Here is a 22597-nt window from a genome sequence, read left to right as displayed (position 1 = left end):
AGAAATAAATCATATTATAAAATATTATGGATTAGTTTTATTGTATTGATATTAACTAATATTATAGTATTCGCTATTTATAAATAAGATTTAAAGTTTAATCATTATTAAAAATTCCGTCTCAATTTTTGAGACGGAATTTATTTTATCAATAAGAATTCACATTTTATATATCATATCTTAAATGACATAATTTAATTATTATTCTTATTTACAAATTCGGGTTATTCTCCACCTCTTTCTGCGGAATCGTAAACAAATAATACTTGCTGTTCGGCGCAAAGGCAGATTGATCAGGAAAAGAAAATACAGAATGTCCTCTTCCATTCACTGTTTTTACAGTTCCATCCGGAGTTGTTACTTGTACTTTAATTGGCTGACCATTGGAATCAGTAAAAGGTTTTCTTACTACAGTTCCCTGAGTTCTTATGATATCAGACAATGAAAATCCTTCTCCAAACAATTCCTTTCTTCTTTCGATCAGGACTTCTTTGATCACATCATTCTGGGCTAAAGATCCACTGTACAGATTAGCCTGTCTCGCTGATTTCAGTTGATTCAAAACTGCCACAGCATTGGTCACATTCCCATTTCTGGCTTCTGCCTCAGCTTCAATTAAATACATTTCAGCTGATCTCATAAACACAATATCAGCAATGAGATTAGCTTTAAATTTAAATTTAGCATATCTTAAAAGTCCTTCTCTTCCAGGAAGCCCATCCCATTGAAATAATTGATACCGGATATCATGGGTGTCAAATAAATCTTTAAAATATGGATCTGCCATAAAACTGTAGTAGTAACTTCCTGATGAAGAAACATCTAAGTAGTGGAATGCATAACTTTCTCCTGATTGTTCCTGCGTCTGACCATGTCCCCAGATCCATTCCCCATTGGTAATATCATTAAACCCGTCCTTATACTTTTCGGGAGCCATCAACGGAAAACTAGCTTTTGCAATTTGAGCAGCAGCAGTAGCCTTAGTCCACTCACCCGTATTTAAGTAAGTCCTGGCCAATAATCCATATACTACAGACTTATCAATTTTATCCTTATTATTTCTTGTATAATTTGCTAATAAAAGTCCTGCTTCTGATAGGTCGTTTTTAATCAAAGTATAAATTTCTTCAAGGCTAGCTCTCTTTTTTCCTACAGAATTTATGGATGTAGGTTCTGTATAAATTGGAGCCACCAAAGCGTTTTTGTCTTTTAAATAGCTAAACTGATAAAAGCTGGCTAAATTCAAGTAACAAAAAGCACGTAAAGCTTTTGCCTGGCCCTTAACCTGATCCTTTTTAGACTGACTTCCTTCTACTCCATCAATACGACTAATCACATTATTCATGTTATTGATTGCAGAATATAATAAACTCCATACAAATTGAGAACGGCTTCCGGTACTATTCACTAAATCGGTAAAAGCGTAAGCCGATGCAAAGCCATATTTATTAGTAAGGACAGCGACATCACTTCCCATAGCATCGCTGGCCCGTAATACTGTTGAATAGCCAATGTTAGCATAGGTAGGCCCGTCATCATTGAATTTTGCCCATGTCCCATTAATCACCGTTTCAGCACTTTCAGCTGTCTTGAATATCTCGGCTTCATTAGCCTGATTAGTAGGAGCTGTTTCCAAATCATTAGTACATGCAGTAGAAGAGAAAGCTGCTATAAGTATAAATGATATATATTTTATTTTTTTCATTGTTTTGATTGTTTTAATATAAACTTAAAGTGTAGCCTGAAGACCGAATGTTATTGTTCTCATTGCCGGATATCTGTAATAAGTGGTACCATCTATAGCTTGCTCGGGATCCATTCCTTTGTGCTTGTAGAAAGTTAAAAGGTTTTCAGCCTGAAGATAAATTCTGAACTTTTTCAGTCCCAGTCTTCCGAAATAATCTGAAGGTAACGTATATCCGATACTCACATTTTTCAATCTGGCATAAGTCCCCGAGTATAAAAACCTTGAGGACGTTGAAGTCCAGTTATTTGTCGTTGTACTTAAAGCCGGAACATCCGTATTGGGATTTTCAGGCGTCCATCTGTTTAACATCTCTGCACTCCATGCCCTTCCAGCATTGCTTCCATTTGACATTAACATGGTGTAATCTGTATCAAGAATTTTTCCTCCAACACTAAAAGTTAGCAGCGCGGATAAATCAAAATCCTTATATGTAATATTTGTAGTGATTCCACCGGAAAATTTAGGCAAAGAAGAACCCTGTAATGTTTTTGTCGCCTTTGCATATTCGGAAGTTGTTCCTTCTACTGTATTCCCATTGGCATCCTGATAAACATATTTCCATAGCGGAGCACCGTTACTTGGATCAACTCCAACCCATTCCGGAATAAAGAAATCATAAACAGAACCGCCAACCTGCAATAATTTAGTTCCTGTTACAATTGGACCTTTAGGAAGTTTCGTAATTCTGTTTTTTAGGGTTGTTACATTAACATCCACATCCCATTGAAAATCGTCCGTTTTAACAGGAGTTGTGAATAATGAAAATTCAAAGCCTGTATTTTTCAGTTCTCCAATATTCGCAGAATAGCCACTAAAACCAAGAGACGGAGCCAAAGGCCTGTCAAATAAAAGATCTTTACTTTGACGCTGGAAATATTCCACATTACCCTTAACCCTGTTTTTAAGAATAGCAAATTCCAGCCCCACATTCAAGTTAAGATTGGTTTCCCACTTAAGATCAGGAGTGGGAAGCCTGCTAGCAACTGTTCCTCCTTCTCCCAGATTATTGTAAAATGCGTAAAGACTCTGGTAAGCATAATAAGTACTCAACTTATCATTTCCCTGTCCTCCGTAACTCGCACGAAGGGTTAGCTGGTTAAAGAAATTTAGATTTTTAATGAATTGCTCATTAGACGCCTTCCATGAACCTCCTACTGACCAGAAAGTTCCCCATCTATTTTGAGGTGAAAAACGGGAAGATCCGTCTGATCTTACAGATCCGGAAATAAAATAAGTGTTATTGAAATCATACTCTGCTTTACCTAAAAAACTCAGTAAACCTAATTTATCACTATTACCACTAAAACCTCCTAATAATGCCGCTGCATCCGGTTCATAATAATAAGGTAAAGAAAACTGACTTCGGCTTCCGGATATCGTCTGATACTCATAATGATAAAACTCCTGTCCGGCTAGAATATTGAAATGATGCTGATTGAATTTTTTGTCATAGGTCAAGATATTACTGGTTGTATAAGATAATGTCCGTGAATTTGTCTTGGTCACTGAACCTCCGATTTCACTACCTTCCCCAAGTAACGGATTTGAATAATAATGGCCATTATAATTTACCAAGTCAATTGAAAAACTGGATTTAAATTTTAATTCCGGTAAGAAGGTAAAATCCAAATACCCTTTTCCTGAAAAGTTATCTTCCCTGTTTTCATTTTTGTCTAATGGCAAAGTTGCTGCTGCATTTTGATTTTGCAAAGCACTTGTCGGCCTGTACTTTCCGAAGTCGTAAATTGTATTTCCGTTAGCATCAAGCTTATAGCTTCCGTCAGGATTTCTTTCATAGTATGGATAAAAAGAAGGAATTACTCTGGATGCATTAATAATATTATCAGTTCTTGAATCGGAAGATGGTGGTGCCTCCTGAAGACTATTGGTATAGCTAAGGTTTGCTCCAACTGTTAACCATTTTTTCACTTCATTATTAATCTTCAATCTCGTACTGTATTTTGTAAATCCGGATCCTATGGCAATACCCTTATCATCAAGATATCCCAATGAGAAAAAGTAGTTTCCTTTTTCATTTCCGCCACTAAAATCAAGATCAACCTGGTTTCTTGAGGCCACTCTTTGTAGTATATCCCTCCAGTCATCATTCCATAAAGGCCTTGCTCCAGGCAGCAGTTTTCCATCTGTCCCTACCGGTTTTGCATAGTTAGAACCATATGGATTGATGCCCAGGTTATTCACAAGATTATCTGTGGCCATTTGTGCTGCCTGTTGTGCTGAAACCTGTGCTGATTTATAACCATTTCTCATTGCTTCCCAATATAATTGAAAATACTGATCCGTGGTAACCTGTTCATAGTCCTTTACAGCCCTGCTGGAAAATCCCTGACTGATATTAAAATTGATTCGTGATTCTCCTTTTTTCCCTGACTTTGTAGTCACAATAATCACTCCGTTAGCACCTCTTGATCCATACAGAGAGCTTGCCGTAGCATCTTTCAAAACACTAATTGATTCTATATCATTTGGGCTGATAGAATTGATATTTCCATCAAAAGGAATTCCATCCACCACGAATAAAGGATTACTTGAGGCACTAATAGATCCGATCCCCCTGATACGGATTGTTGCCGTAGCACCCGGTTGGCCTGAAGCACTTACTGCCTGCAATCCCGCTACCTGCCCTTCCAAAGCTTTTGTAATATTGGTTACCGGCCGATTATTAATCTTTTCGCTGGAGATCGTCGCTACAGAACCTGTGTAACTCGTCTTTTTCGCTTTACCGTAAGCTACTACAACGACTTCATCAATATCTTTTTCCCTAAGCGTATCTTTCTTCTGCTTTATCTCCTGCCCATTAACACTAATAATGCCTAAGAAAAACAAAGCACCGGGTGAAATCCAAACACCAGCTTTGAATAAATTTTTACTAACCATAATCAATTTTATTTGTTAAATATTAAAAAAATACCCTTTGCGGAAAACACAGCAAAGGGCGTCAAGAAATTGATTTAACCAAATGCTTATTTTTCCTTAAAAGGCTGAATGTAACACCTTGCATCATGCAGGTTGTTAAGACTTCGTAGGGTCAGTTCCCTCCATCTTTCTTTATAAGCCGATCGAAATATGGATGCAAATCTAAAAACAATTAGTCTATAAAACAAGTAGACTAATTTATTTTTTATTTTAAATTCTCAAAAATTAACTTAATTTTCACTTAAAACACCTGTTAATAAACCATTAGAGAAAATGTTAAATTTTTAAACATGAGAAATATCATTAAAAATAATGTAAAACATCTTCTTCAAATAAAACCCGTAAAATATCCGCACTAATCGAAAAAAACTTTTTAATTTTATGTTATGAAAATTTTAATCATAAACGGACCGAATCTAAATCTGTTGGGTACAAGAGAACCTGAAATTTATGGAATAATTTCAATGGATGAATATTTGGAAAAACTAAAAGATGAATTCCTTTCTTACGAACTGAACTATTATCAATCGAATATTGAAGGAGAATTAATTAACAGACTTCAGGAAGATGATTTTGATGCTGTTATTATCAATCCGGGGGCTTTTACTCATTACTCTTATGCGATAGCCGACTGTTTAAAGAATATACAGAAACCTAAGATTGAAGTACATATCAGCAATATTTATAAAAGAGAAGAATTCCGGCAAAAGTCAGTAACAGCGGCTCACACAGATGCTGTATTATCCGGCTTTGGAATGAAAGGATACAGACTGGCTTTATTAAGCTTTTAGGATGTTTTAATACATAAAAAAGCCTCATCAATGATGAGGCTTTTCTTTTTTTATATTGTTTGTTCTTGTAATTGAGGTCCGGAAGCAACCAGCTTTTTCCCCTCTTCAGTGTTACAATACTGTTCAAAATTCTTAATATATCTTGATGCTAAGTCTTTAGCCTTCTCTTCCCACTCTGAAGCATCACTGTATGTATGTCTTGGATCCAGAATGCCTTCTGAAACATTGGGTAAAGAAGTAGGAATTTCCAAGTTCATAATAGGTACTTGTGCCTTAGGAGCGTTCTCAATAGATCCATCAATTATTGCATCAATAATGGCTCTTGTATCTTTTAATGAGATTCTTTTTCCTGTACCGTTCCATCCTGTATTTACCAAATAAGCTTTTGCTCCATGTTCTTTCATTTTACCAATCAAGGTTTTAGAGTACATGGTAGGATGTAACGTAAGAAATGCCTCACCAAAAGCCGGAGAGAATGAAGGTTCTGGAGAAGTAATTCCTCTTTCAGTTCCTGCTAATTTAGAAGTATATCCACATAAAAAGTGGTATTGAGCCTGATTTTCATCTAAAATTGAAACCGGAGGTAATACTCCGAATGCATCAGCTGAAAGATAAACAATCTTCTTAGCATGCCCAGCTTTAGAAGGCAGTACAATTTTGTTAATATGGTAAATCGGATAAGAAACTCTCGTGTTTTCAGTGATTGAATTATCAGTATAATCAGAAACACCATTATTTACAACAACATTTTCAAGAAGAGCATCTCTTTTAATTGCTCTGAAAATGTCCGGTTCTTTTTCTTCCGATAAGTCAATTACTTTTGCATAGCAACCTCCCTCATAGTTGAAAACTCCATTGTTATCCCAACCGTGTTCATCGTCACCAATAAGATATCTTTTAGGATCAGCGGATAAAGTTGTTTTACCTGTTCCGGAAAGGCCGAAGAACAAAGCAACATCTCCTTCTTCTCCTACGTTTGCAGAACAGTGCATAGATGCCATTCCTTTTAGCGGAAGGTAGTAGTTCATCATTGCGAACATTCCTTTTTTCATTTCTCCTCCATACCAGGTTCCTCCAATGATCTGTAATTTTTCCGTAAGGTTGAACATTACAAAATTCTCGGAATTTAGTCCCTGAGCTTCCCAATTCGGATTCGTTGTTTTAGAACCGTTCACAACAGTGAAATCAGGTTCTCCAAAGTTTTCCAGCTCATAATGAGATGGACGGATGAACATATTAGTAACGAAATGCGCCTGCCATGCAACTTCTACGATGAATCTCACTTTAAGTCTTGTGTCAGCATTTGTTCCACAAAATGCATCCACTACATAAATTTTCTTAGAAGAAGAAAGTTGGTCTAGCACTAATTCTTTACAAGACTTGAAGATTTCTGCTGTTGTAGGCAAGTTCACTTTGCCATCCCAGAAAATTGTGTCTCTTGTAACATCATCCTGAACAATGTATCTGTCTTTTGGAGAACGGCCAGTAAAAATTCCTGTTTTTACTGATACTGCACCAGATTCCGTAAGTTCAGCTCTCTCAAAACCCTGATTTTCAGGAGAAACTTCTGCTTGAAATAATTCCTCATATGAGGGATTATATATTATTTCGTAGTCTCCCTTAATCCCTAATTTTTGCAAATCCTGGATGATTTTAGCGTGTTTCATTTTACTTATATTTTCTATTTCTTTTTTTAGTCCAACAAAATTAAATATTAATTTAGTGTTACAGGTGGTTAAATATAATGATATAAGTCAGAATGACAAAGAAAAAAACAGAACGGCAAATTATTAAATATCAAGCAATTATATCAGTCCATTCAAAAATAGTCGCAAAACCTTTTCCCCGAAAATAGTCCTCAAAGCCCCTAAATTTGGCACTCATTACAAAATCTCCCCCCCAGGCACCCAAACTTTTCACAAAAACCGGACAGTCGGAGAAGAATTTGTCTTTAACGGTAGGAATATTCAGAAAATCAGAAATTTTTCTTTCATGAACAGTCATTAAATGACAAAAATCATTTAATTCATTACATAATAGAATTTCATTGGTAAGGGCAGAAAATACTTCGATCAGTTTCCGGGATTTTATTTTAGACTTATACAGATCGATTGCTTCCCTGCTGTCTTGTTTTTGATTTAAATGGATAAAAATCAAGTCGTCCTTAAAGATAGGATCAAAGGTTACTCTTTTATATTGTATTACCGGTTTATTCTGATACAAAACTGCTGATTTTTCCTTTGCGACAGCAATATCATAACCACTTCCACCCAAACTTAGACTATTTAGCATGAAAGGATCTGTATCAGCCCACACAGAAAGGTTGTTCATTAATGTTGAACTGCTTCCCAATCCAAAATCGGAAGGGAACTGTAGATTTGTTTTTAAAAAGTATGAATCTGCATTCTGGAATTTACGAGTAGAAAGCTTTTGGACGTTTTTCAACGTTTTTATAAGAAATTGGGCACTGGGAGTTATATTTGTCTCAAGGATTTTCCAAGAGGAATAATCAATGACCACTTTCAGCCATAGTTTATTTTGATGGTAAGCTTCCCAAAAAACCAATGATTTCCCATCTTCCGTTTCTTCAAAGAAAAACTCTTGTCCCAGCCTGGTTGGTACCGCTAGGACAAGAGCTCCATCTATAGCAAAATATTCTGAAGTAAGCATGAGCTTTCCCGGTGAAAATATTTCGCCCATTTGTTTATTTTTTAGATTGCCGAAGCAACGTCTACAGAACTATCAATTTTCTTGATCAATCCCTGTAAAGTTTTTCCTGGTCCAACTTCTACAAAGTTAGATGCTCCGTCTTTAATCATATTCTGAACAGATTGTGTCCATTTTACAGGACCTGTTAACTGAGCAATTAGGTTTTTCTTAATTTCGTCAGGATTTGTAACTGCAGTCGTGGTAATATTCTGATAAACTGGAATCGTTGCTTTTCTGAACTTAGTTTGTTCAATAGCAGCGGCCAATCTTTCTTGTGCAGGTTGCATCAATGGAGAATGAAAAGCCCCATTAACAGGTAGCAATAATGCTCTCTTCGCTCCCGCTTCTTTCAATTTAATACAAGCTTCTTCTACGGCAGCAGTTTCTCCTGAAATTACAAGTTGCCCAGGACAATTATAATTTGCAGGAACAACAATCCCATTGATCTGTGCACAAATTTCTTCAACTTTAGCATCTTCCAATCCTAAAATTGCAGCCATTGAGCTTGGATTAATATCACAAGCTTCCTGCATTGCTTTTGCTCGCTCAGAAACTAATTTGAGACCGTCATCAAAAGACAGAACTCCATTAGCGACCAATGCTGAAAATTCTCCTAAAGAGTGACCGGCTACCATTTCAGCACCAAGTCCATTTACAGCTTTTAAAGCAGCTACAGAATGTATAAAAATAGAAGGCTGAGTAACCTCGGTTTTCTTTAGATCTTCTTCTGTCCCATTAAACATAAGGGATAAAATATCGAAACCTAAAATTTCATTGGCAGATTCCATCAAGTCCTTTATGTCTTTTCGAGAATCATATAGTTCTTTTCCCATCCCAACAAACTGAGAACCCTGCCCAGGAAATACAAGTGCTTTCATCTAATAATTTAAAATATTATGCAAATATAAACATAATGTGAAGATTTTCTTTCATCCAATGTACTTCACTAAGGAACTAATCGGATTACACGATAACCAGTATTCACATAAGCTCCATTAGCTTTGGACTTTACAAATTCAAACTTGGTTGCAAGCTGAGTTTGAACTTTATTCATTTGTTTAAAAATTTCTCCTTTTTTATTCTCTCTGGTTAACATGTCATTGACAACATCAAAACCAATAATTGCATATTTGGGAGGAGTCTTGCAATATTTACCTTTATAGGCTGCCAAAATCTCTTTTTCAAAACTTCCGTCCGTATTGATTTTTCTGTCCATTAAATAAACCAGACTCGCCTGACTAAGGTCGTCTACCTTTTTCTCAAAACTTGGAGCATAATACATGCTAAAAGCTTTTATTCCCTGTACTTCTTTTGTCAGGGCAATAACTCTATTTGAAAAAGCCTCCCCCGTACTATCGTTATCACTCGCTAAAATAGCTATTACAGGAGCAGATTGTCCCGTCATCATATTCTGGTCTGCCTTAATTTCTGCAGGAGAACTTACAATTGTTACATTTGGATTTTTCACTGCCTTTTCGAGACCAGCTTTAATATAATTTGCATTTTCCTTTTTGCTGTCTGCAACTATATAAATTTTTTGATCCGAGTATACAGTTTTTACTTCATCTACAATTTTATCCGCATAGGTTTGATCATTCGTTTCAATAATAACCAGATTACTGTAGTTATACAATTCCGGAGAATTTGCAAACGGCGCTACAATTGGAATTTTCTGGCTTTTAGTAAAATCTAAAACATCAATGACATTCGATTTAAAGAATGGGCCTATAATTAAATCTGTATTATTAGGATTGATTTGAGTCAATGAATTCCTAAATGAAGCTTCATTACCGGAATCAACTACTTTAATATCCAGTTTCTGACCGTTTCTTGCATTTCTTTCAATGGCTAATTTAGCTCCTGTAAGAAAATCCATTGCCATTCCCCTATATTGAGTTTCATTTGTACTATAGCCGAAAGGAAGCATCAAAACAACACTTAAAGCATCTCCGCTTTTCTTAATGTATGCAGGATCAAGCTTCTTAATTTTCAAAACCATTCCGGTCTTTAGTCCGTGGGTCAAATCCGGGTTTAAAGCGATTAATTCGTCAATGGAAATACCATATTTATTCACAATAGAGAAAACAGTATCCCCTTGCTGAACAGTGTAAGTAACATATTCATCTCCTGCCTCCGCATTCACGTTAGAGGAAGTATTAGCAGATGACTTTTCGTTGCCTGAATCAATTTTAGTTTTAGGGTTAACAGGCTCCGTAATCACATTAGCAACATTGCTATTTGATTTTTTAACATGGATAACCTCTCCTGGTTTTAATCCTTTTTCTTCCAATCCAGGATTTAAAGCATACAGCTCTTGCTGGCTAACTCCAAATTGTTTTGTAATTCTGTAATAATTATCTTTTGATTGAATTGTATAGCTATCCTCATCCGTTGCCACGGCAGTTGATGGAGTATTATTAGCAGTTGCTCCTACAGTTTTTGAAGCTACAACAGGTTGTTGGTTGCCTCCATATTTTTTTATGCTTTCAAAAGGTAATGTAATCTCATCACCGATCTTCATATGAGAATCCAATTCAGGATTCAGCTTTCTCAAGTCAGTTTCAGAAATACGGTATTGCTTTGTAATTCCATAGATGGTTTGTTTCGGCTGTAATACAATTTTACCAAGCTGAGCATTGGGTTTAGCTTTTTCAATGACAGCACTTTTTGTAACAGGAGCAGAAGTGCTTTTATCAGATTTAACTGTAAGCACATCACCGACTGTCAACTTTCCATCTTTAAATTTTGGATTTAGTTTCAGCAGTTCATCCACCGTTATACCATACTTCTTGGCAATATTATAAGGATTGTCTCCTTTAACTACGGTATGTGATTGTTGAGCGGAAACGCCCAAAACCATACATAAACTGGATAGAATAAAAAACCTTTTTATCATAGTAGATAATTATAATTTACAAAAATACTCCTTTAAAATTAAATGGCAACAATTATTAATTTTGATTCTTGAACCACCATTTCTTCTAAACAAGTTTCAAGCCATGAATATCCATAATCAGCGAAAAATACACTAAAATTATAAACCCTTTCCTGCCATGTTTTAGAAGGATGTACGTTTAAAAATAAATTTTCCAACCTTTCAAGCAATTCACTTTGTTTTATCTTTTCTGCATGAAGAAGTCGCTTTTTCATCCTTTTGTAAGATTTGAGCTGTCTAATTTCTTCCGCCTTAACCATATTTCCAAAAGATTTCTCGGTAGTTTCGGCGATAGACCGTAATTCAGAAAAGCTATTGATCAAAAGAGATTCTTTTTCTTCAAGTAACCTGAGAATACTACTATTATCTAAGATCCTGTTGTTCGTAATAGCTGCAAAATTCTGAAAGAAATCATCAACTTTCAGATCAAGCTTATCTATTTTTTTTAATACTTTCTCCTGTAAGAACAACATTGAGTTTCGGGGAATCAAAACAGGAAAAGGGATATCTATTTTAGTAAAATAGTCTTTTAACTCAAGCCAATACATAATTTCTGCATTACCCCCGATATAGGCTAAATTAGGCAATACTTTTTCCTGATAAACCGGACGCATTAATGCATTAGGGCTAAATCTTTCCGGGGCTTTATCCAACTCATTTAAGATCTCTTCCTTTGTAAACCGGATGGGAGTATCCACCACACTATAATGATCTCCTACCAATTCTATCCGATCTCTCGTGTCAGAAAGGTAAAACAAATTAATTTCCCTGGGATTCACCTGAACCTTTCCATATTTATCTGTGAGAAATTTCACTTTTTCTTTAGAAGCATGATATAATGCAGAATGAATTAACTCTTCCCGGAAAATTTCTTTGACCTGATTTTTCAATATGCCTGAATCCCCATCAATGATTAACAAACCAAACTCTGAAAAAAGTCTGTTCACTAATGTCTTTATAGCTTCTGTAAGAGTATTCCCGACTTTGTAAGCTTCTTTAAGCATTAAAATAAGCTCTGTCCCAAAAACAGAATCCTTAAATTCCTTTTCAAACTCAGAAATGAAAAATGTATCGCTTATCTGAATTCTCCCGACAGGTCCACCAGACTTTTCATTAATTTCGTAATAATTATTCTCGGTTTTGAAGTGATTGATCTCAGCAAAATCGTGATCTTCAGAAGCCATCCAATATACAGGAACAAAATTAAAGTCCGGAAAATTAAATTTTAAATAAGAACAAGTCTTAATAGTTTGTAAAATTTTATACACAAAAAAAACAGGCCCCGAAAAAAGGTTTAGTTGATGACCTGTTGTTATAGTAAAAGTATTAGGAAGCTTTATGTTGTTTAAATTTTCCCTTTGCTTTTTAGAAAGTATGAGTCCGGATAACTGTTGTTCAAGAGCGGTGGATAATACCACTCTCTGTTCTGAAGTAAAAGATTCTTGTTTTAGATGAATTTTTTTTCTAAAATGGTCTAATGAAAATGTATTTTCTTCAAAACCCTCAATTTTATGATTTAAAAAATCTTTTATTAACTGAGGTATATTTTCTATATCATTAAATGATATTTTACTGATTGTTTTCAACTGGTGTCATGATTTTAGTTGAACAAATACCAAACAATTCCAAGGTTCAGTCTAAAATCATAAACCGGATAATGTGGAAATGCATAGGCTTTATTAGATGAGATAAGTGTACCTATCTGTTGCCCTTCAATAAAGAAGAACATTTTTTTAACTTTCATATTGATATAAACATCGGCAATAGGCTGTCCCCCGATTGAAAATGAATCCGCTCTTGGTAAAATGTATTCGTTAAGTATCGGAAAATATTCTCTTGAAGCAAACTTTGAGAAATAGTAAACTTTCAGTCCAGCTTGGATTTCTGCAGCATTTTTAAACGCTTTGGTCTGATAAAAGAAATTAGCACGGCCTATAAATCCAGGCATCGGATACAAATCTTTATTTGTTAGCGCGTTCTGAAACTGCACTCTTGTATTTAAATGATATTTACCAAAACTGAATGTAGCATCTCCTCCGATCTGAGAAATATTCAGCGACCCTTGACTTTGTTTAGGCATTGATGCCGCATCGAGATAAGTAAAATTGTCTATTCTGAAATAATTAACAAACAATTCTGTTTTAAACCATTTTAAATTAATATTCCCACCAATCTCAGTTATCGATTGGTTTTTAACATTCTGAAGGTAATAATTAAAATTATTATAAACAGAAGTATTCAAAAGATAATTAAAAGAAGGATAAGCACTCTGGAAATTTACTTTAGCATTTACAAAGTAATCTTTGATCGGTTCAAATTTAATGTTGTTAGTAGTTTTTACATAAGTTCCGAACTGACTTCCATTAGAAAATTCCGCAAATGAATTAAGCTGGATTTTATCTAAAAGCTTTATCTGTAAGTTTCCTACTGCTCCAATTCTATTCTCTTTAATCTCATTTGGAATCTGTAATGTAGGCAGAGTAACTTGCGTTGCTCCAAACTTTATCATTTGATAACGCACTCCTGCATCCAGTTTGAACTTTTCATTATCCCAAACCAGACTAACAGTATTGCTTAGATTATTGGAATATTTCTTTGTTGAAAGAGGAAAACCATTAACGATTTCGGCGGGTGTATCGTACCAATACCCTTCTAAAGCATTTTGAGAGTAATAATATTTATTCCCTTGGTTAAAAATGGTATGCCTGATCCTAAAAGGAAATTTTTCAGCGTTAAAAGGAGTAAACTGATGGCTTAAATAATATCTTCTGTATCCAAATTGCGAACTTGAAGATGCAAGATTCACTTCTGCATTGATTCTGTTTCTGAAATCACTGTTCCCACTCTGGAACAGATCATCAGCCACAATTCCTCCGTTTTCCTGATTATTAACATTTTGATGCAGGTAATGAGCAAATAATTCATAATTTCCGCTCTTACTTAGATAGTGTCCAGAGAATAGTGTATTATTATTAGCTGCCAATGAGTTCCTGTAAAGACCTTGTGATCGCAGTCCCATATATTCCAAAGCAAAATTAAATCGTTTCCCAATATTTTGGGTGTAGGTAGATCTTAAAACCGCTCCGTTCTTTATAGAATTATGATAAACAAAAGTTGCTGTTGGAGTTTTTACGTCATAATATTTCACGTCATTAATCCCAATAATTCCATAAGATTTATTGGAAGGCAACAGTGAAAGATCCTGCTCTGCATTTACCTCATAAGAAAGAGGATTAAATCCAGCTCCCACATTAGGAAATTGAACTCTCCCAAAGTTATCTTTATTGTTATATTGTGAAAAGACGTATGTTTTTTCGTAAGTCATCACCGTATCAAATATTTTCTTTTCAGAAAATTGAGTCTGATAAAGATAATCATTGATGGTAGGTTTGAATATTTTTAAAGAATCCTTCTTTCCAGAGTCAATAACTAAAGTATCCTTGTCTTTGACTGGATTGGTCTTTTCAGTTGAGGATGGTTTTACCGTTTGTGCTCTCAAAAAAAAAGAGCAGATCAATAAACAAAAAAAAATGTACTTCATAAGATTTTATGAAGTACAAATTTAATAATTATTATTTAAGATTTTCTCTTATATAAAAATTTGATGTTAATTAGGATTTTGAACAATATTTGGGTTAGTATCTATTTCTGCCTGCGGAATTTGCCATAAAAATTTGTTAGAATTAGCAGGATAGGTAAGTTGTCCAAATGTTGGATGATTAGTCCCTGTATATACTCTATTTAATCCAACACCTAATCGCTTCATATCAAACCAAGCACAACCTTCACCCCACATCTCAATTCTTTTTTGAGTCGTAATCTCAGTTATTAATGCTGCACCAGTATTAGTAGATGTTGTATAAGAAGCATCTCTAGCTTGTGTAATTTGGGCAAGTACAGCCTTAGCTTGAGGCTCATTTCCAGATCTAGCAAGCGCTTCTGCTTCAATATAATACATTTCAGAAGCTCTTAAGTAAATATAATCCCCATCAGTAACGGTAGGATCAATAAATTTAAGATTTGCATAAGCAGGTAACGCAGGATAACTAGGATTTCCTCCAGGTGCTACAAAAGCTTTTTTCCTATAATCAGTAGCTGAGATATTATCATATAATCTTTTATCGATTAATTTATAAATTCCAAGCCCTCCTGCATATCCACTGTTATTAGTATTATCAAAGTGTGCAAAGAAACTTGCTACGAAAGAAGTATTATCACCAGTAATAACAGCTCCCCACATAGCATCAGTTGTTTTTGTTAGATCATAGAAACCATTACGCCAATCAGCTTCTGTCCCTAAAGCGTAACCCTGTTTAGCAGCATTAGCATTTTGTGCAGCTTGAGAATATTTACCCATTTCAAGGGATACTTGAGCTAGGAAGCCTTGAGCTACAGATTTATCTACTTTTTCTCTATTTGGTCTTGTGTAACCCGTAAGCAAATCAACTGATTTCAAAAGATCACTCTCTATTAAAGAATAAACCTCACCAACTGAAGATCTTGATTTCCCTTCAAATCCAACAGTAGTATATATAGGAACACATAAGTCTGAAGTATGTCCAACATAAGTAGGCCCATATATTCTTGCTAACATAAAATAAGAGAGCGCTCTTAATGCATACGCCTGTCCTAAAACAGATTTATTTTGATCATTTACTCCTACTTTAGTAATTGTATTAATAATTGTATTTGTAGATTTAATTTGAAGATAATAAGTATTCCAAGGAAGAAGAGATCTACTATTTGTTTGAATAATTCCCGTATAATTATACCAGCTAGAATACCAGCTAGATTTAGTCATGACATTATCATTTGACATCATATCCAAACCTGCAAGAATGGATTTATGACCATAATCTTCGTGATTTCCGCCATTAGTATTACCAAAGGTTCTAAATCCTGTATATATACCATCCAATAGCGCTTGAAGACCTGCAGGGGAAGTTGCTAACTGCTCTTCATTAATAGTTGATTGAGGTTTTGTATCCAAATAGTCATCACTACAACTTGTAACAAATAAAGAAGATACTAATAGTGAATATATTGCTATTTTTTTCATTTTAATTAAAATTTAACTGTTAAACCTAAAGAGATTGTTCTAACAACTCCATAATTATTCAAAGAAAGGCCATTGTTAGCAGAAGCACCTATACTAGCCAATCTAGGATCCATTCCCTTTCTTTTACTCCACATTGCAAGGTTTGTTCCATAAAGACCAAATCTAAGTCCAGAAAGACCTTGAGGCAAAATACTTTTATCAAAATCATAACTAATAGAGGCATCTTGTAAACTGATATAATCAGATTTGATTAAGAATAAATCAGAAGCAGCCATTTGGTTCGGTCTTGATAAGTCTAATGCTGGAAGTGGTGCATCAGTATTGGTAGGTGTCCAAGTGTTATAAACATCCTTATGATAATTTTGTCCAATATTATCTGGTCCTGAAGGAAGCATTCCTTGGTAAACATTATCATACATATAACCACCAAATTGGAAAGCAAAATTAACTGCAAGGCTTACCCCTTTATAGCTCACATTAGTTCCGAAACCACCGTATGCTTTAGGATTTAGAGTTTTATCACTCAAATATAATTTTGCTTTCGTATAATCATTAGTAGTCACCTTATTTCCAGAAGCATCATCCATATACCATAAAGCATCACCATTTTTCTTATCAACTCCGGCAAATTGTCTTAGGTAATAAGTATACGCTGAAGATCCTTTATCAAATTTGAAAATACCTGATACAAAACTTGCAGGTAAGAATGTAATCTCATTTTTATAGTGAGTTGCGTTAGCAAATAAATTCCAAGTAAAATCCTGATTATTAATAATACTTGCATCTATTGAAACTTCAACTCCTCTATTTTTCATATCTCCAACATTCGTTGAAATAAATCTTGTCCCAGTAGAAGATGGTAATGGTTTGTTATAAATCATATCCTTCACCCCTCTTTCAAAATATTGAGCATCAATATTAATCCTGTTGAAAAGACTTAATTCAAAGCCAGCATTAAGGTTTCTTGAAACCTCCCACTTAATATCTCTATTTCCTTCGTAAACTTGCACAATTGTTGCATTTCCTTGAGAATCTGGAACAACTTCATATTGAGATTCATAAGCATAATAATTTCTTCCATATCCGAAATATGTTCTATTATTAAGGTTTACATTCCCAGCATACAAGATATTATCGTTTCCTTGCTCCCCGTAACTTGCTTTAAGCTTTAAATTTGTTACCACTTTATTTCCTTTCAAGAAATTCTCATTAGTAGCAACCCATGCTGCTCCAAGTCCGAAAAAGTTACCCCATCTGTTTTCTGGAGCAAACACAGAAGAACCATCTCTTCTAAAACTTGCATTTACAAAGTATTTATTATCATAGTTATAGTTAACTCTTGAAAGATAACCTTCTACTTTATATAAATCGTTAAACCCATTTAATGCGGAATATTTAGTTCCATTACTTAATATTGGAAGATCTGGAATTGCAATATTATTTTTAACTCCCGCTATCATCTTGCTGGTAAAATCGGAAGTTTCATGACCAACCATTGCACTTATACTATGTTTTCCAAATGTTTTATTCCAATTTAATAATTGCTGATTGGTCACAGTATAATCATTTGTTGTTGCATTAGTAATAGTACCTCCATACCCTGCAGCATCACCACCAATGTTATTAGAATAATTAGTGTAATAGCCACTTAATAAATCATACCCTAAATTATATGTGAAGTTGAAATCTTTAAGGAAATTCACAGAAGCATAAGCTCTACCACTTAAATTATCCTCCGAATTTCTTTTAATATCTAATAAAGTAGTTCCATATGGATTTAAAGTTCCACCATAAGGGCGGGCTAATCCCATTGGTCCAGTAAGAGTTCCAAAGTCATATACTCTTTGACCGTTAGAATCAAGTATAAAACCTCCATTTGTATTTCTTGCCCATATCGGATAAATTGGAGCAATATTCCTTGCCCAACTGAAAAGGTTACTATACTGGCTAGATGAAGCACCTTGGATAGGTGCATTTTGTTCAGTTCTAGCATAGTTTAAATTAACACCAACTTTAATATCAGAAGTAAGTCTTAATTCATTATTTAATCTAGCTGTATACCTATCAAATCCAGAATTTATAACATACCCTTCATCATTAAGATAACCAAAAGACAAGTAAGTATCATTTTTATCAGAAGAATTAGCTATATTAATGTTATATTCTTGACGAACTCTATCTTTAAATAGATTTTTGTTCCAATCATCATGATACAACAATTTTGCATTTTTATTAATTTTCCCTGTCGCAGGGTCTATAATCTGATTATCAGCGACATTATAATTATTATAAACCAAATAATCAGGGATCATTGTGTTTATTGCATTTGTCACGGCATTACCCATCGACATTCCTTTATAAACACCATCAGTTACCAATCTATTATAGAAAACTTCATAATATTCTCCCGGATCAGTAATGATATCATATTCTTTAACGGCTCGTGAGTTCACCCCGAACTTAGTGTCAAAAGTAACTGAGAACCTACCTTTTTTAGCTTTCTTTGTTGTAATAAGGATAACCCCATTTGCACCTCGGCTACCATATAATGCGTTTGCTGATGCATCTTTTAAAAATGAAATGGTTTCAATATCCTGATTTGAAATCGCATTAATATTACCATTAAAAGGCACCCCATCGACAACATACAAAGGATTATTTGAAGAAGAAAGAGATCCAATACCTCTAAATCTAACCTGCGGAGGATCTCCTGGTTGTCCCGAATTAGCGGAGATTTGTACCCCACCAACCTTTCCGGTTAAAGATTGAACAGCATTTGATGCCTGAGCATCCTCTAACTGTTTTGCATTAATTGTCGTAATTGACCCTGTAATACTCTGCTTTTTCTGAGTACCATAAGCAACAACAACAACTTCTTCGATCTGCTGCTCTTTAGTAACAGAATCTTTTTTTGTTTTCTGTGCAAAAGCTGTATGCCCTAAAAAAAACAATGCGCCAGCACTTAATACACGTAATTTCACATTCATATTAACAAATTTTAATATATTTAAGAGAGCAAATATGTTAATAAATATTAATACTGGCAACTTTTTAATTTGGCGATAATTATGATAAATACGATATATAAAAATTAATATTTTACTTCGTACATTAAAATTTAACAAAAAATAACATTTAACATTTCAATAAAACAAATTTTCCACAGTTCAAAATATCTTTAACAAACATTTATCATCCTTAAAAATATTATTTAGAATTATTATAAATTATCAGACGGTTATAAATTCCAAAGGAGCCTATTTTTCAATAGGCTCTTCTGAATTTATTTGTATGCTTAATTTAACCAGCAATAATGCTTAATAAACTATTAAGATCATCAATATTTTTGAATTTATTTTTTTTAAAATTTTGATCTAATTCCTCGGATTTATTAGGAAATAATGCTTTAATTTCATCTTTTTTCAATGGAGTAATTACCTTTTTAGCCATATCAAACAAAAAATAATCTGGTTTAGTTCTTGAAAACTTCGGGGGCCTAGCTTGATCATAGGTATTCTCCGCAACTTTTCCTGGCGTAAAGGTTATATTCTCTTTTCGAACAATTACATAATTATTTTTATCCGAAGAGGAATCAATATAATATTTCCCATTAATCAATCTCACAACATATTCATTATTGATTTTAAAATAATCAGCCTCTTCTTTTGGAATTTTATAATATTTATCATCATTCTTTAAGATAATTTCATCATTATAGATATTATATCTTAAAAGAAAAGCTCCACTCTCTCCTTTAATCATTGATGGCAAAAACTCTTTTTCTAAAAAAGGAGACCCATCATAATTATCATTATCGGCACTTTCTCCAACGCCAATTTTATTAACCGAATTAGACAACAATCTATTGTTATTAAGATTGTAAAGCACAGCACTTTGCCCAAAACAGAAGCTAAAGCCTAAAAATGACAATATAATTCCCGTCTTTTTCATTTTAAATATTTTCTTTTTTTATTGAGGTTGTTAATTTCCTACAAACGCTTCTTTTTTGTTTCCGTAAGCCGCCGTAGTACCTTTAAGGTAATAATTCCCATACACAGTTAAAGTCTTTGTACACGGATTAAATGATGAAACTTGTGAAGCATCAGTAGATTGCTTAACCCAAATAGGAGCTCCGGCATATGGAGCAGCACTATAGTTTGATCCCGTATATTGATCCGGAATAGTAACTACATATGTATCCGGATTATAATTTAACACCAAATCTATACCTACGTCTAAAAAGTCCTTTACCTTCAATTGATTCGTCGTTGACGATTGAACAATATCATAATTTCCATTTGGAGTATTCCAAAAAGCCTCTGTATTTTTAAAATTACCATTCATCAACGTAGCCGAGCATTTCAATGACATACTCATTGTATATGTTTGATAATCTATAATAGCATTCTGAATAGAATTCGATTGTAATTTAAAAACAGCTTTTTTAGCCACACTGGTCGCTCCGCTTTCCAACAATCGCACAACGAAAACTCCATTAACCTTACCAGAAGGATTATCAGTACCTTTCACAAGTTGGAAATCAACTCCTTCTTTTGCAGTTGAACTTGGATCTAAAACTAATTTCACCTCCTTATCTCCAGATACCTGCGAAATTGTTCCATATTTAACTTCAACATCTTTATGTCCACTACCCTGTTCTATTAACTGATCCGAACCTGCTGTTACAAAATGTAAATATGGCTCACCTTCGTAATGAATTTCATCATTTGTACATGACATAACAAGACAAACAAGAAATAGATATATATACTTTATTGTTTTCATTTCTAAGTTTTTTTTAATTAATACCCAGGATTCTGTTGAATTGTTGGATTTCCTTGCAGCTCAGCTCTTGGAATAGGCAGCGACCTCATACGATAATCATTAATTGGTATAGTCACCGGGATCGTTTTCACATCGTCTGTGGGATCCCTATCAATAGCCACTCCAGCAATTGCCCCCAATCTCTTTAAGTCTAAATATCTATGCCCTTCCAAATAGAGCTCTTTCCTTCTCTCCAAAAGGATATCAACATATGCCTGCTGTTTACTTGAATATACCGGTAAATCCACAGGACCCAGGTAGTTACGCGCATCCCTAACATTCTTTATAAGTGTTGCAGCCGTAGTGAAACTACCTTCTTCAACAGCGCATTCAGCTAAAATAAAATACATCTCAGATAACCTGAAAATTGGAATATCGTTTCTTAATACATTCTGACTTAAAACCTTTTCTCGTGTAGGGTCTGTAGGAATTGGATCAGGCGCCAAAGTTGCTCTGCCAGGATATTTATCTATCACAAGCACATCCAGAGCTCTGTAATTATCTATAGTCGCGTAATTGGAATTAATTACAGCAGTAGGATCAATATAGGCAAACCTCCTAATATCTCCAGGAGTACTAGCATACAGGTTAAAAGTTTTTCTACCCATATCATACAAAATAGATCCATTAGCCTGCGACGCATTGGTTGCAAACAGAGTTACAATATTTCCCCAGCTTTGAAGTTGCGGCCTGTTTAAAGAAAATATTAATTCTCTCGGATTACCAGTATCTGTATTATTCCACATTTTAACGTATGGATTCTTGGAAGTATATGCATTCAGATCTTTATGAGCCTGATTATTTTGAGCCAAATTACCTGGATTAGGAGGACTTGCCACCGTAAGTGATAAACCAGAAGTATTTAACACCGCCTGTGCCGCAGCTTTAGCTTGAGGATACATACCTCTGTATAAATAATACCTTGCTTTAAAGGCATTTAAAAAATTTTTCGTAATCCTGTAATAATCACCACTGGTTGTCAAATTACTTTCTGCAAAGGCGACATCCGCATCAATTAATGCAAAAATTTGAGAATTCGCAACCCTTGGTTTAGTTTCTGTCAACTCAGGGACATCTTCTATTAGCATAACCCCTAAAGCATTAGGATCTTTCATGTCTGTAGAAAAATAGGACAAAAGAGTAAAATAAGAAAATGCTCTTATTAGTCTGGTCTGCGAAACCACATTATTATATCTAGCTCGTTCAGACTCTGCCGGCACTATACCCTTGGCTCCTACCAAAAGCCTGTTAGCCCTATTTATTGTTGTATAATTCCCGAGCCAGATACCAGAAGTAGGCCCATTAGTAATATCAAGGTAAAATTGATGAGCACTAAGTGCCAACTCAGAATTCTGAGGCCCCATCCCCAACTCATCAGTTATTTGAGCAGATAAAAATAAATTATTGGTAATATCTAAACTAGTATATACAGCACCATTAAGGTATTTATCTAAATCGTTTGTATTAGTGAATGTCGACTCACCATTCAGTTCTCCCGCCTGCGTGATATCCAATGCATCATTACAAGAAGATACACTTACAATAACAGCTAAGGATAATATTGTTGTTTTAAAAATACTTTTCATATTGAATAA

14 protein-coding genes and 1 riboswitch are annotated in these 22597 nt (G+C 34.5%); of the genes, 1 reads left to right on the top strand and 13 read right to left on the bottom strand.

Features of this window, described 5'->3' with window-relative positions; genetic code table 11:
* Nucleotides 1-211: 211 nt before the first annotated feature.
* Together ACNFU2_RS15795 and ACNFU2_RS15790 are read right to left on the bottom strand one after the other, a co-directional pair.
* The gene (locus ACNFU2_RS15795; protein WP_306613445.1) at nt 212-1705 is read right to left on the bottom strand and encodes a RagB/SusD family nutrient uptake outer membrane protein; all 1494 of its coding nucleotides are present in this window, start codon (nt 1703-1705) and stop codon (nt 212-214) included.
* Nucleotides 1706-1729: 24 nt separating this feature from the next.
* Entirely contained in the window at nt 1730-4645 is a 2916-nt protein-coding gene (locus ACNFU2_RS15790) for a SusC/RagA family TonB-linked outer membrane protein (RefSeq protein ID WP_306613443.1), read from the bottom strand.
* Nucleotides 4646-4728: 83 nt separating this feature from the next.
* Nucleotides 4729-4825, bottom strand: a riboswitch (SAM riboswitch).
* 245 nt (nt 4826-5070) lie between these two features.
* On the opposite strand from ACNFU2_RS15790, the gene ACNFU2_RS15785 reads away from it, so the two are divergent.
* Nucleotides 5071-5475, top strand: a complete 405-nt coding sequence (locus ACNFU2_RS15785; RefSeq protein WP_273650502.1) for a type II 3-dehydroquinate dehydratase — start codon at nt 5071-5073, stop codon at nt 5473-5475.
* 50 nt (nt 5476-5525) lie between these two features.
* Here the strand turns inward: ACNFU2_RS15785 and pckA are convergent, their stop codons facing one another.
* The 11 genes from pckA to ACNFU2_RS15730 all read right to left on the bottom strand — a co-directional run bounded on the left by pckA (nt 5526) and on the right by ACNFU2_RS15730 (nt 22588).
* Entirely contained in the window at nt 5526-7142 is a 1617-nt protein-coding gene (gene pckA / locus ACNFU2_RS15780) for a phosphoenolpyruvate carboxykinase (ATP) (protein WP_172282384.1), read from the bottom strand.
* A 130-nt stretch (nt 7143-7272) separates the two neighbouring features.
* Nucleotides 7273-8175, bottom strand: a complete 903-nt coding sequence (locus ACNFU2_RS15775) for a GYDIA family GHMP kinase (RefSeq protein ID WP_418122260.1) — start codon at nt 8173-8175, stop codon at nt 7273-7275.
* Nucleotides 8176-8186: 11 nt separating this feature from the next.
* A complete protein-coding gene (gene fabD, locus ACNFU2_RS15770; RefSeq protein WP_172282380.1) occupies nt 8187-9062 on the bottom strand; it encodes an ACP S-malonyltransferase in 876 nt (291 codons plus the stop codon).
* 68 nt (nt 9063-9130) lie between these two features.
* The gene (locus tag ACNFU2_RS15765) at nt 9131-11080 is read right to left on the bottom strand and encodes a LysM peptidoglycan-binding domain-containing protein (protein WP_306613440.1); all 1950 of its coding nucleotides are present in this window, start codon (nt 11078-11080) and stop codon (nt 9131-9133) included.
* A gap of 38 nt (nt 11081-11118) precedes the next feature.
* Nucleotides 11119-12705, bottom strand: a complete 1587-nt coding sequence (bshC, locus tag ACNFU2_RS15760; RefSeq protein WP_418122257.1) for a bacillithiol biosynthesis cysteine-adding enzyme BshC — start codon at nt 12703-12705, stop codon at nt 11119-11121.
* Nucleotides 12706-12719: 14 nt separating this feature from the next.
* Nucleotides 12720-14660: a putative porin gene (locus ACNFU2_RS15755; RefSeq protein ID WP_418122255.1), complete on the bottom strand. Its 1941-nt coding sequence runs from the start codon at nt 14658-14660 to the stop codon at nt 12720-12722.
* 66 nt (nt 14661-14726) lie between these two features.
* Nucleotides 14727-16178, bottom strand: coding sequence for a RagB/SusD family nutrient uptake outer membrane protein (locus ACNFU2_RS15750; protein WP_306613438.1), 1452 nt, complete (start codon nt 16176-16178; stop codon nt 14727-14729).
* A gap of 5 nt (nt 16179-16183) precedes the next feature.
* Nucleotides 16184-19165 carry a SusC/RagA family TonB-linked outer membrane protein gene (locus tag ACNFU2_RS15745; protein ID WP_411249982.1) on the bottom strand — a complete coding sequence of 994 codons (2982 nt, stop codon included), beginning with the start codon at nt 19163-19165 and terminating at the stop codon, nt 16184-16186.
* A 313-nt stretch (nt 19166-19478) separates the two neighbouring features.
* Nucleotides 19479-20129: a hypothetical protein gene (locus ACNFU2_RS15740; protein WP_273650495.1), complete on the bottom strand. Its 651-nt coding sequence runs from the start codon at nt 20127-20129 to the stop codon at nt 19479-19481.
* Between the two features lie 30 nt (nt 20130-20159).
* Entirely contained in the window at nt 20160-20963 is an 804-nt protein-coding gene (locus tag ACNFU2_RS15735) for a hypothetical protein (protein WP_273650494.1), read from the bottom strand.
* Nucleotides 20964-20980: 17 nt separating this feature from the next.
* A complete protein-coding gene (locus ACNFU2_RS15730; RefSeq protein ID WP_273650493.1) occupies nt 20981-22588 on the bottom strand; it encodes a RagB/SusD family nutrient uptake outer membrane protein in 1608 nt (535 codons plus the stop codon).
* Nucleotides 22589-22597 lie beyond the last annotated feature (9 nt).

The organism is Chryseobacterium sp. PTM-20240506, assembly GCF_048296755.1.
GTDB lineage: Bacteria > Bacteroidota > Bacteroidia > Flavobacteriales > Weeksellaceae > Chryseobacterium > Chryseobacterium proteolyticum.
This window is presented reverse-complemented; position numbering and strand designations above follow the sequence as displayed.

What these genes read in the sequence shown, in the direction of transcription:
- ACNFU2_RS15795 (WP_306613445.1), bottom strand. Translation starts at nt 1,705, where the DNA reads ATGAAAAAAATAAAATATATATCATTTATACTTATAGCAGCTTTCTCT.
- ACNFU2_RS15790 (WP_306613443.1), bottom strand. Translation starts at nt 4,645, where the DNA reads ATGGTTAGTAAAAATTTATTCAAAGCTGGTGTTTGGATTTCACCCGGT.
- ACNFU2_RS15785 (WP_273650502.1), top strand. Translation starts at nt 5,071, where the DNA reads ATGAAAATTTTAATCATAAACGGACCGAATCTAAATCTGTTGGGTACA.
- pckA (WP_172282384.1), bottom strand. Translation starts at nt 7,142, where the DNA reads ATGAAACACGCTAAAATCATCCAGGATTTGCAAAAATTAGGGATTAAG.
- ACNFU2_RS15775 (WP_418122260.1), bottom strand. Translation starts at nt 8,175, where the DNA reads ATGGGCGAAATATTTTCACCGGGAAAGCTCATGCTTACTTCAGAATAT.
- fabD (WP_172282380.1), bottom strand. Translation starts at nt 9,062, where the DNA reads ATGAAAGCACTTGTATTTCCTGGGCAGGGTTCTCAGTTTGTTGGGATG.
- ACNFU2_RS15765 (WP_306613440.1), bottom strand. Translation starts at nt 11,080, where the DNA reads ATGATAAAAAGGTTTTTTATTCTATCCAGTTTATGTATGGTTTTGGGC.
- ACNFU2_RS15755 (WP_418122255.1), bottom strand. Translation starts at nt 14,660, where the DNA reads ATGAAGTACATTTTTTTTTGTTTATTGATCTGCTCTTTTTTTTTGAGA.
- ACNFU2_RS15750 (WP_306613438.1), bottom strand. Translation starts at nt 16,178, where the DNA reads ATGAAAAAAATAGCAATATATTCACTATTAGTATCTTCTTTATTTGTT.
- ACNFU2_RS15745 (WP_411249982.1), bottom strand. Translation starts at nt 19,165, where the DNA reads ATGAATGTGAAATTACGTGTATTAAGTGCTGGCGCATTGTTTTTTTTA.
- ACNFU2_RS15740 (WP_273650495.1), bottom strand. Translation starts at nt 20,129, where the DNA reads ATGAAAAAGACGGGAATTATATTGTCATTTTTAGGCTTTAGCTTCTGT.
- ACNFU2_RS15735 (WP_273650494.1), bottom strand. Translation starts at nt 20,963, where the DNA reads ATGAAAACAATAAAGTATATATATCTATTTCTTGTTTGTCTTGTTATG.
- ACNFU2_RS15730 (WP_273650493.1), bottom strand. Translation starts at nt 22,588, where the DNA reads ATGAAAAGTATTTTTAAAACAACAATATTATCCTTAGCTGTTATTGTA.